Annotated in this window: 7 protein-coding genes; 4 read left to right on the top strand and 3 right to left on the bottom strand. The window is 66.4% G+C overall.

All coding sequences use genetic code 11. The annotated features are described in order from the left end of the window. Positions 1–130 precede the first annotated feature (130 nt). Positions 131–4,762, top strand: a complete 4,632-nt coding sequence (gltB, locus tag WG208_RS03855; protein ID WP_337170004.1) for a glutamate synthase large subunit — start codon at positions 131–133, stop codon at positions 4,760–4,762. Here gltB and WG208_RS03860 read toward each other — a convergent pair. Together WG208_RS03860 and WG208_RS03865 are read right to left on the bottom strand one after the other, a co-directional pair. Further along, the gene (locus WG208_RS03860; protein WP_337170005.1) at positions 4,697–6,109 is read right to left on the bottom strand and encodes a HEAT repeat domain-containing protein; all 1,413 of its coding nucleotides are present in this window, start codon (positions 6,107–6,109) and stop codon (positions 4,697–4,699) included. The two genes, gltB and WG208_RS03860, sit on opposite strands and share 66 nt — an antisense overlap. 189 nt (positions 6,110–6,298) lie before the next feature. Next, positions 6,299–8,908 (bottom strand): hypothetical protein, encoded by a 2,610-nt coding sequence (locus WG208_RS03865; RefSeq protein WP_337170006.1) that lies wholly within the window; start codon positions 8,906–8,908, stop codon positions 6,299–6,301. 192 nt (positions 8,909–9,100) lie between these two features. Between WG208_RS03865 and WG208_RS03870 the strand changes: the two genes are divergently transcribed. Then, a complete protein-coding gene (locus WG208_RS03870) occupies positions 9,101–10,762 on the top strand; it encodes a peptidase dimerization domain-containing protein (RefSeq protein ID WP_345786959.1) in 1,662 nt (553 codons plus the stop codon). Positions 10,763–10,773: 11 nt separating this feature from the next. Next, positions 10,774–12,135 carry an amidohydrolase gene (locus WG208_RS03875; protein ID WP_337170008.1) on the top strand — a complete coding sequence of 454 codons (1,362 nt, stop codon included), beginning with the start codon at positions 10,774–10,776 and terminating at the stop codon, positions 12,133–12,135. Positions 12,136–12,138: 3 nt separating this feature from the next. Here WG208_RS03875 and WG208_RS03880 read toward each other — a convergent pair whose 3' ends face one another. After that, positions 12,139–13,488, bottom strand: coding sequence for an aminotransferase class V-fold PLP-dependent enzyme (locus WG208_RS03880; protein ID WP_337170009.1), 1,350 nt, complete (start codon positions 13,486–13,488; stop codon positions 12,139–12,141). Between the two features lie 88 nt (positions 13,489–13,576). On the opposite strand from WG208_RS03880, the gene WG208_RS03885 reads away from it, so the two are divergent. After that, the gene (locus tag WG208_RS03885; RefSeq protein WP_337170010.1) at positions 13,577–15,130 is read left to right on the top strand and encodes a pyridoxal-dependent decarboxylase; all 1,554 of its coding nucleotides are present in this window, start codon (positions 13,577–13,579) and stop codon (positions 15,128–15,130) included. Positions 15,131–15,294: the final 164 nt, after the last annotated feature.

Consider the following 15,294-nt stretch of genomic DNA (forward strand, 5'->3'; position numbering starts at 1 on the left):
ACTCCGCCGATGGCGCACCTAACGGCGGAGGGACGGCCAGGTTTCACCCCCGCTTTTTTCCGCCGTAGCCACCCGCGACGACCGTCGCGGGCTGCTGCGTGCCCATCGGTCACCCCGTTCCGGTTTCTCCATGCCAGCGCATCGCGTCAGCGGTTCCCTGTTCGACGATTCGGTGGGTTCCCCCTACGCGCCGCGCGATGCCTGCGGTGTGGGCTTCATCGCCCGGCAGAGCGGCGAGCGCACGCACGAAGTGGTGAGCCTGGCGGTGGAAGCCGCGGCCCGTCTCGCCCATCGGGGGGCGTCGGCCGCGGACAGCTCCGCCGATGGAGCCGGTCTGCTCACACAGATCCCGAGACGCCTGTTCATCCTGGCCGCCTCGCGCCTCGGCATTCATCTCCCGGCCGATGCCGCGGTCGGGGTGGGTATGTGTTTTCTCCCCGTCGACCAACGTGCGCGCGAAGAAGCCATGTCGCTCGTGAACGACGTGCTGCTCGGTGACGGCATCCCCGTACTGGGATGGCGCGACGTGCCGGTGCGCCCCGAAGTGCTCGGTCCATCCGCGCGTGCGGCCATGCCCACCATCGCGCAGATCCTCGTGGGTCGGCCCGCCGGCAGTGACGACGACGCCTGGGAACGACAGCTCTATCTCGCACGAAGGGAGATGGAGCATCGCGCACTCGCCCGTGGACTCGAACCGTTCTACATCTGCTCACTCTCGTGTCGCACGGTCGTGTACAAGGGCCTGCTCACCGGCGGACAGCTCGGCGACTTCTATCCGGACCTCCGCGACCCCGCGTTCGAAACGGCCATTGCCGTCTTTCACGAGCGCTATGCCACGAACACCATGCCGCGCTGGGAACTCGCCCAACCGTTCCGCATGCTCGGACACAATGGCGAGATCAATACGCTTTGGGGCAATCGCAACGCGATGGCCATGCGCGCCCCGTTGCTGGAAGCGCCGGATTTTGGTGCCCATGCGGAACGTCTGCGCGATCCCATCCGCCCGCGGGGCAGCGACTCGGCCAGTCTCGACAACGCGCTCGAACTGCTCGTACGGGCCGGCCGGTCGCCGGTGCACGCGACGATGATGCTGGTGCCGCAGGCCTGGGAGAAGTATCCCGACGTGGAACCCGTGGTGAAGGCGTTCTACGAATACCATCAGTGTGTCATCGAACCCTGGGATGGGCCGGCGGCCCTCGCCTACAGCGATGGCATCCAGGTGGCGGTGTCGCTCGACCGGAACGGTCTGCGTCCGTGTCGCTACAAGATCCGCGCCGACGGCATGGTGGTGGCCGGCTCCGAAGTGGGCATCGTCGACTTCGATCCGCGTGACGTGGTGGAAACGGGCAAGCTCGGACCGGGTGGCGTATTTCTGGTGGACACGGCCGGCAAGCGCATCGTTCGCAACATGGCGGCCAAGCGTGAAGTGGCCACGCGCCGGCCGTACGCGAAGTGGATCGCGCAGCACATGGCCACACTGCCCACCAGCGATGGCGCCGAACCGCTCGTGCGCTCGAGCGATCAGTTGCGCGCCACGCAGGCCGCGTTCGGCTACGGCAACGAGGATCTCCGTCTCGTGCTCGAACCCATGGCGACATCGGCGGCGGAAGTGGTGTGGAGCATGGGTGACGACGCGCCGTTGGCGGTGCTGTCGTCCACCACACCGCCGCTGTACGCGTTCTTCCGGCAGCGATTCGCGCAGGTCACCAATCCACCCATGGACTCGCTCCGCGAATCGATGGTGATGTCACTGCGCATGCACCTCGGACGACGGGGATCGCCGCTGGTGGAGAAGTCCTCGTATGCCCGCATGCTGCGCATCGAGCATCCGGTGCTGCTGCCCGACGAGATGGCCGCGCTCAGGGCTTTCCCCGACATGCCGCATGCCACGCTCGACGCCACCTACACGGCGCAGGCCCGTCCGGAGGCTCTCGAAGCGGCACTCGATACACTGTGCCGGCGCGCCGAGGTGGCGGCCCGCAAAGGCGCCCGCCTGCTCATCATCAGCGACCGAAAGGTGAGCGCCGAACGCGCCCCCATTCCCGTATTGCTGGCCCTGGGCGCCATCCGCCAACATCTGGTGCGCACCGGTCTGCGCGCACGTGTGGGTCTCGTCGTGGAAGCCGGCGATGCGATCGAGCAGCACCACATGGCCACACTCTTCGGTTACGGAGCCGAAGCGGTGTATCCGTGGCTGGCCATGGAAACGGTTGCCACACTGTTCGCGGAAGCGCACGGACGGGCCGACAACGATGTGGAACGCCCGGGGCCGGCCCTCGCGCAGTCGCGATATCGCACGGCCGTGGAGAAGGGACTGCTCAAGGTGCTCGCCAAGATGGGGATCTCCACCCTCGCGAGCTACTGCGGTGCGCAGACATTCGACGCGCTGGGACTCGGTGCCGACGTGATCGACCGCTGCTTCGCCGGCACCGCGTCGCCACTTGGTGGTCTCACCCTGCGGGAACTCAGTGAAGACGCGCTGTTGCGCCATCGACGGGCCTACACCACCGACGGCACCGCGCTCACGGCACTGCCGGACTACGGACGCGTGCGTTTCCGCAAGGATGGCGAAGCGCACGCCTGGGCTCCGCGTCGCGCGCAGGTACTGCAGCAGGCCGTTGGCAGCGCACGCCGCGCCGGTGTCGATCCGGACGAAGCGTGGCGCACGTTTGCCCGCAACACGGAGCAGGCCACTCCATCGTCCGTGCGCGACCTGCTGACGTTGCGTCCCGGTCAGTCCATCCCCATCGAGGAGGTGGAACCGATGGGGGCCATTCGGGCGCGGTTCATCGCATCGGCCATGTCGCTCGGGGCGCTGTCTCCCGAAGCACACGAGACCATCACCATCGCCATGAATCGCATCCAGGCCCGCTCCAACTCCGGCGAGGGCGGTGAAGATGCCGCGGCGTACGCGGATGCCAAGACCGATACCGATACCGCGGGCGATCGTCGCGACAGCCGCATCAAGCAGGTGGCGTCGGCTCGGTTCGGCGTCACGGCGGAGTATCTCGCGCGGGCCGATGAACTGGAGATCAAGATCGTGCAGGGCGCCAAGCCCGGTGAAGGCGGACAGCTCCCGGGCCACAAGGTCACGGAGCTCATTGCCCGCCTGCGGCACAGCACGCCCGGTGTGGGACTCATCTCCCCACCACCGCATCACGACATCTACAGCATCGAAGACCTCGCACAGCTCGTGCACGACCTCAAGACGGTGAATCCGCGCGCGCGCGTCGGCGTGAAGCTCGTCGCCGAGTCTGGCGTGGGCACGGTGGCGGCTGGTGTGGCGAAGGCCTTTGCCGACTACGTGCTCATCGCCGGACACAATGGCGGCACCGGCGCATCACCGCTGTCGAGCATCAAGCATGCGGGTTCTCCGTGGGAACTGGGGCTCGCCGAGGCCCAGCAGGTGCTGGTGGCCAATGGATTGCGTCATCGGGTGGAGGTGCGCGTGGACGGCGGCCTCACCAACGCGCGCGACGTGATCATCGCGGCGCTGCTTGGCGCGGAATCCTATGGATTCGGGACGGCCCCACTGGTCGCGCTGGGATGTGACATGGCGCGTCAATGTCATCTCAACACCTGCCCCACCGGCATCGCGACACAACGTGAAGACCTGCGCGCGAAGTTCCGCGGTACGCCGGAACACGTCATCGCGTTCTTCACGAGACTGGCCGAGGATGTGCGCACGGAACTGGCCCTGCTGGGCGCCCGCTCCCTCGCGGAGATCATCGGCAGGGTGGAGCTGTTGCAACGCGCGGAACGGCCGGAGCTTCCGCGGTCCACGATGCTCGATCTGTCGCAGGTGCTCTCTCCGCCGCGTCGCATCGACGAACCCCGTCACCGCACCACGGAACGCAACGAACGGCATGGTCTGCAGGTGCTCGACGAGCAGATCCTGGCCGATGCGGCGGTCACCGTCAACGAGGGACTGCCGTTCAGTGGCCAGTATACCATCCGCAATCATCATCTCACGGTGGGAGCACGGATTGCCGGCGTGCTGGCCGAACGGCACGGCAATACCGGCCTGGCCGATGGCACGTTGCAGCTCGCGTTTCAGGGCAGCGCCGGCCAGAGCTTCGGCGCCTTCGCCGTGCGCGGCATGCAGCTCACGCTCGACGGCGAAGCCAACGACTACGTGGGCAAGGGTCTGAGTGGAGGCGAGATCGTCGTGCGTCCCTTCCGTCTCGCGCGTTATCAGGGCGCGAGTCATCTCAACATGATTCTCGGCAACACCGTGCTCTATGCCGCCACCGACGGGGTGCTGTGCGCCGCGGGCCAGGCAGGCGACCGTTTCGCCGTGCGCAATTCAGGCGCTTGCGCGGTCGTGGAAGGCGTGGGCAATCATGCCTGTGAATACATGACCGGCGGCGTGGTCGCCGTGCTGGGGCGCGCGGGTCGTAACTTCGGTGCGGGCATGTCCAACGGCGTGGCGTATGTCTTCGACGAAGGGGACACCTTTGCCAGTCGGCTCAATCACGAGATGGTGTTGCTCGCCGAACCGGATGCCGAGGACGACACGTTGCTGTATCTCCTGCTGCGGCTGCATCTGGCCCGCACGGAAAGCGCGCGGGCCCGCTGGCTGCTGGACGACTGGGATCATCAACATGTGCACTGGCGCAAGGTGAAGCCGCGTGGTGCCGCCGAGCATGTCTCACGCATCAGGGATCAGTGGATCACCCGCCTGCGCGCACGGGTCTCAGCCGAGCAAGGCGGCAGCGCGCTCGGCGATCGTCGAAGTCGGGTCGTCGAGCAGCCCTCGTAACACCGGATCGGCGGCCGGGCGATGTCCGGCCGCCAGAGCCGCCATGGCCGCGAGACGGATCTGATAGTCATCGGCCGTCTTCGCCTCCATGGTGACGAACGCTTCCAGCCGGCCACGGGCCCGGGGTGTGGGTACGTGCGCGAGCGAGTGGATCATCTCCAGCTGGAACTCGAGCGTGCTTTCCTCCTCGAGCGCCAGCAGCATGCGGTCGGCCAGCGGATCGGACTCCGGCGAGGCAAAGACGATGGCCAGTGCACGATTGCGCACATCGCTGGACGGATCGGTGAGCACCGATTCGAGACTGGCCGTGGCGACCGGTCCGCCAATGCGCCCGAGCGCCACTACGGCGGCCGCACGCACCCGCGCGTCCTCGTGTCGCAACAGTTTGCTGAGATCGGGGATCATGGCAGGAGAACGACTCTCACCGAGCAGACCCGCGGCATTGCGAACCACATACCACATGGCGTGGTGGCAATGCGCACGCGCCACCTCGGCAATGGCCGGATGCGCGGCGGCCGCATCGTAGAGCAACCGACGCTCCGCCATCTCGGTGGATCCCATCAACTGCGTGAAGATCGCGCGCGCACCGGCCACACCGGCGCGCCGGAGCAACACCTGCACCCGATCGCGATCGGCGGGCACGTCCACCAGCTGTTCCACCGCCAGCACGAGGGCATCGCGCGTGGCCGCCTCCGCATAGCGACGCGGGTCTTCGATGCGCTCGAGCAGCCGGCACACCTCGGCCGCATCGTCCCGTGCCACGGCGGCGGCCACGGCGTGCACCAATGCGGTCGACACATCGGGCTCATCGCTGGCCGGTGATGCCGGCACATGCACCGATGCAGCGGGCGGAGGCTGTCGTATGTCCGCTCGTGTATCCGGGTGCGCATCCGGTCGAGGCGCTGCATGCGGGACGTCCGGCGCGGTCGGAGTCGGCCACGCCGCCGGTTCGACGACGTGCATCCCCGGAGGCGTGGGACGCGGTGAAAGACCGCGGACGTGCAGGCGGGCATTCCAGATGGACAACGCATCCGCCGTCTCGAGAATGCCTCCTCTCACCGAAGAGGAAGGACCGGTCAGAATGCCGGCCAGCTTGATGAATTCGGCGTCGGTGACCGTCGCCGCGATATCGATGGCTTCGAGATCGTGAGCGCCGAACACCTCCCGCAACAAGACGAGCGCGTTCCCGACGGCCGACGGCACCTCCTCGCCAGCAGCATCGGCACGCAGCGTCACACTGCCCACGCGGGCAAGCGCACACAATCGCTGCACGCTGGCGAGAACATCCGACATCGGCGCCTTGTCGCGAAGCTGGGACAGCAGCAACGCAAAAGCCGCGGCGTACACGAACTCGAAAGGCAGGGAACGACTCCGGCAGTGATGAACGACAGACCTTGTGAATGCCAATATTCGGAGTGTCGGCTCATGGGCGCCAGAGCTGCAGTGAGTCGCGACATGGCAACGGGATCTTCGGGAAAATGCCGAAGATCCGGACCATCATCGTGGATCGGCGTGGATCAGTTCACACGCCGCGGTTCAGATCGGCGCTTCGAGATAAAAATCGCTGCGCCATCCCTTGAAGGGATAGAGACCCTTCGCAATGTCGAATCGCAGCAACCCGTCCAGCAGACCAAGACCGATCCCGGCGCCACGCTGGGGCTGAATCTGCCCGAATGTCTTGCGGCTGCCTGCCCATCCGATGTCGAAGAATGTCACCGGACGGAATGCCCCGAAACGTGTTCCCACTTCCGCACGGGTGAGCCAGTACGCGTCGCCACCCTGCGTGCCCGGCAACTGACCGCGCACGGTGCGAAGTCCGCCCACCATCCAGCTGCGCTGCGCCGGCACCCGTCCCATGGAACTGCCGATGGCGCCGGTCAGTGCCACGGCCGTCGGCCCCAGCGGTCGCGAAATCGTGCTTTCGATGGACCCGCGCGCGTATTCGAAGGTGCCCGTGGCCGCCTCCGCCCGCGCGATGCCGGTGAGACGCAGGCCTCGCGGCTGCTCGATGAACAGCCGGGTCACCGTCCCGCTCACACCGGCATAAGCGCCGGGCTCGGCGGCCAGGTTGATCCCGAAACGCCGACCGCCGAGCGCGCGCGCCAACGAGAAGGTGTTGACCACGTCACTGTCACCGGCCGTCCACTGACGTTCCACGAAGAGACCGTATTCGAGCGCACCGCGCCGTTGTTCGCGCTGCTCACGCAACGAGACGCCCATCGCGCGATAGTAGAACCCTTCATCGCGGCCATACAGGAACGCCGGCAATGACGGGCCCAGCGACAGGGCCCCCGCCCATTCGGGATTGAGCGCCGACAGACGATGGTACATACTGGCCGTGACCGTACGCGCGCCGGTGCTGCGGGCCAGCGAGAATTCGCCATTGGCATGCAGATCCGCATGACCAATACGTCCCACGGCGCGTGCGGTGAAGCCCGCGCCAAGCGTCTGCGTGGCCTCGACACCCACCGACAGTCCTTCCACCCGGTTGTATCGCATCAGATCCGATCCGATGCGCACTTTGGGCATCTGCGGAGCCCACGGCGTCTGCAACGACAATCCGAGTGCCTTGACCAGCTCCTCCTGACTGCGCAGGTCGAACAGCTCTCCGTCACCCGCTGTCTCCGACGGCAGCGTCGGCGACTCGCTGAGTCGCTTCATGTCGCATGGCAATTCATACGCGACACGCACCGCGCCCTCATACCGATTTTCGATGCGCGTCCAGGTCGTATCTTTCTCGCATTGCCGGACTTTGGCGGAACCGTACACGGCCGCCTGCACCGAATCACGCCGTTGCCGGCGACGATCGTTCCCGCTGCCCGTGCCCAGCGAGATCTGCGCATTGCTGCCCCCCACATCGACCACCGCCGGGTTGGTCGAGGAATCCGCCGCCAGACGATCGCGGGCGGGCGGGAGGGGCGGCAGCGTGAAGTCGCCGTCCACCGACTCGTAGGTGAACTTCTCGTCCATGCGGAAGGGCACCCGCATGAACATGAAATCCGCGCTGGCCGTGGCGCTGTGCGCGCGCGGCAACCAGAACTTGCCCTGATACAACCCGTATTCGACGGTGATCGCATCCAGACGCGCCTTGGCCGGACGGAACGTGGCGGCCACCCAACGGGGCACTTCGTCTTCATCCGGATCGCGACGGGCCGCGGCCTGGGCACGACGTGTGCTGTCTCTCACGTAGAGATCCCGCGGCAGACGGGCCCGCAGGATGGAATCCCGCACGGGCGCCAGTTCCCTGTCCTCCATCAGTTCACGCGCGGTCTCTTCGTTGGCCACGCTCCAGATGTCGATCTCCGCCGCCATGCGATACGCCGCACGCACGAGCTGGCCGCCATCGATGTCGAACCAGAATGACCCCACGAACGTGCGCCATTCCGGCTTGCGCGCCGTGATCCGCAGTTCGCGCAGATGGATGACCCGATCATTGGCGATGCGGATGTCCACCGAATCACCGGTCTCGTAGCGGTACCACCGCTCGGCGCCACGCGCGAGGGGGTGGATGATGTCGCGTTCGTCCACATCGGTCTTGGCCACGCCAAAATCCGACGAGGGGAACCACAACTGCTCACGGCCGGGGAAATACGGGATGCTGATCGCCGAGACCATGTCCCCGTGCACGTCGGAGGCCATGGGCACCATGAGCCGCGAGCCCTGCGGCTTGATCCACACGCCCACGTCGCGCCGCCAGGAGATCTCGGCCACGTTGTCGCCGCGGAACAGCAGCTTCTCGAGCCCCAGCTTGCGCGCGCCCATGCTCACCGACATGCGCTGGGTCGTCGTGGCCCGGTATGAGCGGAGCGCGCTGTCCTGCCGCTCCCGCGCCTCGCGGGCCTTGAGCAGGATGGTGCGGGCCTCGGGGGAGGCAAATGCCGTCGCGGCCGCCGCATCGGCGAGTGCGGCCCGGGTGGCGCTGTCCCCCGCGCTCAACCGCCGGCTGATCGCCCGGGCATCGCGGGTGGCCTCCCTGACGGCCGCACGCTGGTCGCGCGTGAGAGTGTCCGCCGGCGTCCGGCGGGTGCTGTCACGGCCTGCCCGGGACGACGGGCGCTGCTGCGCCCCGACGGGCAGTGCGGAGAGAGCCACCCCGATCACCAGGGTCACGGAGAGCGACAACGGGGAAGCAGCGAATCGGCGCATGCAGAGGACGTCGGACGGAATACAGAATGGCCACAAACGGCTACCTCTCCCCTACGCGTGGCCGATACGAGCGGTTTCTCTGCCCGAAACGTAACTTCGGTCAGTTCGACCCTGGTTGCCTCACGTTTCAGGAGACTTCGCGTGCCTTTCCTCCCGCCTCTGTTCCGTTCGACCCGCCGGAGCAGCGCCACCATGATGCTCAATGCCCTCGCATTGGCGTCCGTGCCTCTGATCTCCGCCCCGGCCGGTGCACAGCAAGCCGGTTCGACCGCCTCCCCCCCGGCGGCCACCGTGGCCTCCGCCGACCCGCGCCTCGAAAAGCTCAAGGCCGAGGCGCTGCAGATGGTGGAGGCCCGGTCGAAGCAGGTGCAGGAGATCGTGGACATGCTCTTCTCGTTCCAGGAGCTCGGCTTCCAGGAATTCGAGACCCAGAAGTACCTCACCACGCTGCTGCAGAAGGAAGGCTTCACCGTCGAGAAGGGCGTTGCCGGCATTCCCAGTTCGTGGACGGCCAAGTGGAGCTACGGCACCGGTAAACCGGAGATCTCCCTGGGCTCCGATGTGGACGGCATTCCGCAGGCCAGCAGCAAGCCCGGCGTGGGTTACAAGGACCCCATGATCCAGGGCGGTCCCGGCCACGGTGAAGGTCACAACTCCGGTCAGGCCGTCAACATCGTGGCGTCGATCGTCGTGAAGCAGCTCATGCAGCGCGACAAGATCAATGGCACCATCCTGCTGTGGCCCGGTGTCGCCGAAGAGCAGATGGCGGGCAAAGCGTTCCTGGTGCGCGCGGGGCTCTTCAAGAACACCGACGTCACCCTGTTCACGCACGTGGGCAACGATCTCGGCGTCTCCTGGGGTGCGAGTGGTTCCAGCGCGCTCATCTCGGCCGAGTTCAAGTTCCGGGGAGAAAGCGCCCATGCCGCCGGTGCACCGTGGCGCGGCAGGAGCGCCCTCGATGCGGTGATGCTCATGGCGCAGGGCTGGGAGTTCCGCCGGGAACACCTGCGGTTGCAGCAACGCTCGCATTACGTCATCCGCGATGGTGGCGATCAGCCGAATGTGGTGCCCAGCACCGCGAGCATCTGGTTCTATTTCCGCGAGCAGGACTACCCGCGCACGATGGAGCTCTTCGAGATCGGCAAGCGCATCGCCGCCGGCGCCGCGATGATGACCGATACCAAGCTCGACACTGTGAACATCCTCGGCAGCGGCTGGTCGGCGCATTTCAGCAAGCCCATCGCCGAAGCCATGCATCAGAACGTGGTCCGGGTCGGCATGCCCAAGTGGGACGACAAGGACCAGACGCTCGCCAAGGGATTGCAGCGAGAGCTCGGCTCACCCGACTTCGGTCTGTCGGAGCAGGTGAACACGCAGTTGCGCGGAGCACCCACGCCAGTGAACTGGACCGGCGGCGGCTCCGACGACATCGGCGACGTGGCGTGGAACATGCCCACGATCACGCTGCGGTATCCGTCCAATATTCCGGGCCTCCCGGGACACAACTGGGCCAACGCCATCTCCATGGCCACGCCCATCGCGCACAAGGGCGCGCTCGCGGGCGCGAAGGTGCAGGCGCTCACCATGCTCGACATCTTCATGACGCCGAAGGTGGTGTCGGACGCGTGGGACTATTTCAACAACGTCCAGACGAAGGACGTGAAGTACCAGCCCTTCATCCGGCCGTTCGATCAGCCGCCCACCTATCTCAACGCCGACATCATGGCGCGCTTCCGGGAACAGCAGAGGAAGTTCTACTACGATCCGACCAAGTTCAAAACGTATCTCGAACAGCTCGGCATCGAGTATCCCACCGTGCGCCCGCAGGAAACCAAGCCGCGCGGCGACAACTGAGCGGGATCGTCATGCGTCTTTCTACGCGCTTCTCCATGCGCCTCTCCTCGTTACTGACATTCGCGGCGGCGTCCACGCTGGCCGCGATCGCCTCTGCGCGGCCACTCGCCGCGCAGGCCGCGCCGTTCGATCCCGCGCTGGCGGCGGAGATCGATCGGCGCACGGCGGCCATCGCCGACAAGATCACGGCCTGGCGTCATGACATCCATCAGCACCCCGAGCTCGGATATCAGGAAAAGCGCACCGCCGCACTCGTGGCGGCGCATCTGCGCGCGCTCGGTCTCGAAGTACAGGAGAATGTCGGCGGCATTCCCGGGGTGATCGGTACCCTCAAGGGCGCAAAGCCCGGCCCGACGGTGGCTTTGCGTGCCGACATGGATGCACTGCCGGTGGCGGAGCTGGTGGATGTGCCGTTCAAGAGCACCGTGCGCACGGTGTACAACGGCGTGGAAACCGGCGTGATGCACGCCTGTGGTCATGACATGCACACGGCGATGCTGATGGGCACCGCCGAAGTGCTTGCCGGCATGAAGAGCCGCATTCCGGGCACGGTGAAGTTCCTCTTCCAGCCGGCCGAGGAAGTGCCGCCTCTCGGAGGCGCCCAGCCCATGATCGATGCCGGCGCGATGAACGGCGTGGACGGGGTGTTCGGTCTGCACGTGGGCCCCGGCCCGAGTGGCACGCTCTCGTATCGCGCGGGCTCCATCACGGCCGCCGCCGACAGCTGGAAGATCATCGTGAAGGGCAAGCAGGCGCATGGGGCGATGCCCGCCAATTCGGTGGATCCGATCGTGACCAGCGCCGAGATCGTCTCGGCGTTGCAGACCATCGTCTCGCGTTCCCTCGATCTCACGGCCGGGCCGGCCGTAGTGACCATCGGCGCCATTCACGGCGGGCTGCGCGAGAACATCATTCCCGATTCGGTGTGGATGATCGGCACCATCCGCACCTTCGACCCGAAGTCGCGTCAGGTGATCGGTGAGCGCATGAAGACGATCGCCACCAAGATCGCCGAGGCGCATGGCGCCACGGCGGACGTGCACGTCGAGCTGGGGTACAGCAGCACGCTCAACAACGCGGCGATGGTCAGCCGGTTCTCGCCCGCCCTCAAGCGGGTGGCGGGCAGCAAGGGCGCCTTCGAATCGAAGAGCCCGAGCATGGCCGGCGAGGACTTTTCGCGATTCGCCGACAAGGCACCGGGCTTCTTCTTCAATCTCGCCGTGACCCCGCCGAACGTGGATCTGTTCAACGTAGCCGGCAACCACTCGCCGCTGTTTCAGGGCGATGACGCCGCGCTGCCCGTGGGCACACGCGCGATGGCCAACGTCGCGCTCGAATTTCTCGTCAGCGGCGGGATTCCGAAGACACCCTGAGCGTCATCCCCGCGCCGCGATGGTCTTGATGGCCGACGCCAGCTTATCGGCGTCGGCCGGTGTGTTGTAGAGGGTGGGTGTCACGCGCACGCAGTCGCCTTTGGCGATGCCGTTGCGCTGGAAGGTGAACAGCCCGAACTCCTCCAGCAACGTGCGCGCGATGGCGGCGTTGGCCTGGGACGTGCCCCGTCCATGCAGACGGAACGAGGTGATGGCGCCCGCCAGATCGGCATCGTCGGGCGTGAGCACATCCACACCCGGCACATCGCGCACCGCCTTCACCCAGCGATCACGCAGGAAGCGCAGACGCGCACCCTTCTGCGGAATGCCGATGGATTGCTGAAAATCGATGGCATCGGGAATGGTCATCATCGTGGCGAAATTCACCGTGCCGGTGTGCAGACGGCTGTCGATGCGCGTGGGCGGCGCGCTCTCGTCGGCATGCGCCAGATCGATGGCATCGAGACGGCCTTCACGGATGTACATCGCGCCGGCTCCCACCGGGGCGCCGATCCACTTGTGGAGATTGATGCCCACGAAGTCGGCGCCCAGCGCGTCCATGGACAGGGGGATCTGTCCAAACGAGTGCGCGGCATCGACCACCACGTCCACACCACGGCTGCGGGCCAGTGTGGCCACGTCCTTCACGGGCAGCAGCAGGCCGGTCTTGTTGTTGCAGTGCGTGAGCAGCAGCAGTTTGGTACGCGGATTGGCGTCGAGCGCGCGCGTGTAGGCCTCGAGGATGTTCGCATGCGTGGCCGGCTCCGGGATGTCGAGTGTCGCCACTTTCGCGCCCACACTCTTCGCGAGGCCGTTCATCGCCCACTGCATCGCGTTGTAATCGAGATCGGCGTACATCACCGTGTCGCCCGCGCCCACCTTGTTGTACTGGCTGATCAGCGCCTGCAACGCCTCCGTGGCGCCACGTGACAGCGCGATCTCCGAGGGCTTCGCACCCACGAACTGCGCCACCCGCTCCCGCGCCGAACGCCACAGGGCCGGAAACTCGCGCCGGGCAAAATACGAGTTCTCGCGATTCATGCGGTCGATGTGCTCGTGATACTTCGCGAGCACGGGCTGCGACATGAGTCCCCAGTAGCCGGCTTCGAGATTGGTGACGGCATTCGTGACGCGATACTGATCGGCCACCTTCTTCCAGTAGGCCTCGTCCTGCGCCACCTCGTGCAGCGGTCCCGGGTGCGGGGTCAGCCCTGTGGTTGCCGCCGTGGCACCAGGTACATCAGGGGCACCGTCGGAAGTCGTGGACGCCACCATCGTGGCGGGGGCCAGCAGGGAGGCGGCACCGATCACCGCCGAGTCGCGCAGGAAGTCGCGCCGGGAAGAACCAGTCATACCTGACGCTACGAAGCCCGCCCGGCGACCGCAACTGCGATTCCCCTGCAACTGGCCGGAAGTGCGCCGGATGATGAGCTTCCGTGACATGACCGATGCATCCAGCGCCTCCACCCCTGCCCCGCGGCAACCTCACGCCGCGGTGGCTTCGCCCACTGCCGACCGACCAGCCGGCGATCTCCCGCTTGGCGATCTGCCGACTGGCGATCTGCCGACTGGCGACTTGCCCGCCGCGGATTTCCGCCGGGCGGCGCACGCCGTGGTGGACTGGATCGCCGAGTACCTCGAAAACCCATCGGCGCATCCGGTGCGCAGCCGGGTGCGGCCCGGCGATGTGCGCAACGCCCTGCCCGCCTCACCGCCACTCCACGGTGAGCCGCTGGACGCGATGCTCCGGGACTTCCATGCCACCATCCTGCCCGGGATCACCCACTGGAATCACCCGGGGTTCTTCGCCTACTTCGCCAACTCGGGCTCCTATCCGGGCATCCTCGGTGAACTGCTGACGGCCGCACTCAATGCCAACGGCATGTTGTGGGTCACCAGCCCCGCGATCACCGAACTCGAAGAACTCGCACTCGACTGGCTGCGCCAACTGATGGGACTGGGCAGCGGCTGGTCGGGCCAGATCACCGACACGGCCAGCGTGAGCACGTTCTACGCGCTCGCAGCCGCACGCGAACGTGCCGGTCTCGATGTGCGCACCAGAGGTCTCGCCGGGCGCACGGATATGCCACGCCTGCGGGTCTATTGCAGCGAGCACGCGCACTCGTCCATCGACAAGGCGGTCATGGCGCTCGGACTCGGTCATGAGAACTGCGTGAAGATCGCGGTGGACGAACACTTCCGCATGCGCCCCGACGCGCTCCAGGCCGCGATCGCCGCCGATGTGGCCGCGGGGTACAAGCCCATCGCCGTCGTCCCCTGTGTCGGCACGACGAGCATCACCAGCGTCGATCCGGTGCCCGCCCTCGTGCAGATCGCGCGGCAGTACGATTGCTGGGTGCATGTGGACGCCGCGTACGGCGGGGTGGCCGCCATCGTGCCCGAGTTGCGCTACCTGCTCGACGGCGTCGATGGTGCGGACTCGCTGGTGGTCAATCCGCACAAGTGGCTGTTCACGCCGATGGACTGCTCGGTGCTGTTCACGCGCGATCCGGACACGCTGCGCCGTGCGTTCGCGCTGCTGCCCGAGTATCTCGTGACCCGCACGCCCGACACGACCACCAATCTGATGGACTACGGCATCCAGCTCGGCCGCCGTTTCCGCGCCCTCAAGTTGTGGATGGTGATGCGCGCCTACGGGGCGGAAGGACTGGCCGAGCGTATCCGGCATCATTGTGAACTCGCCCGTGAGTTTGCCGGCATGGTGCACTTCGAAGGCGGTTGGGAACTCACGGCGCCCGTCACGTTGTCACTGGTCTGCTTCCGGTATGCCCCCGAGGGCGCGAGCGAAGAGACCATCGCCGCCCTGAACGCCGCCATCATGGAACGGGTGAACGCGCGCGGTCATGTGTATCTGTCGCACACGAAACTCGACGGCCGTTATACGCTGCGTCTGGCGATCGGCAACATCCGTACCGATCGTGAGCATGTGGAACTCGCCTGGCGGGAACTGCGGGAGGCGGCCAGAGGGGGGTGAACGTCGCGGGCGATCCTATCGACAGTCCAGTTCATCAACAGCAACGGCTTTGCCGCGGATTGTGCGGATGGGGCGGAAACAACACCGATAAATACGGGAACACCCCCCGCAGTTGAACCGTGTGGTTTCCGCCCCATCCGCGGAATCCCCGGCAAAGCCGGTTA

Origin of the sequence: Gemmatimonas aurantiaca, assembly GCF_037190085.1 — a bacterium.
GTDB classification, from domain to species: Bacteria; Gemmatimonadota; Gemmatimonadetes; order Gemmatimonadales; family Gemmatimonadaceae; genus Gemmatimonas; species Gemmatimonas aurantiaca_A.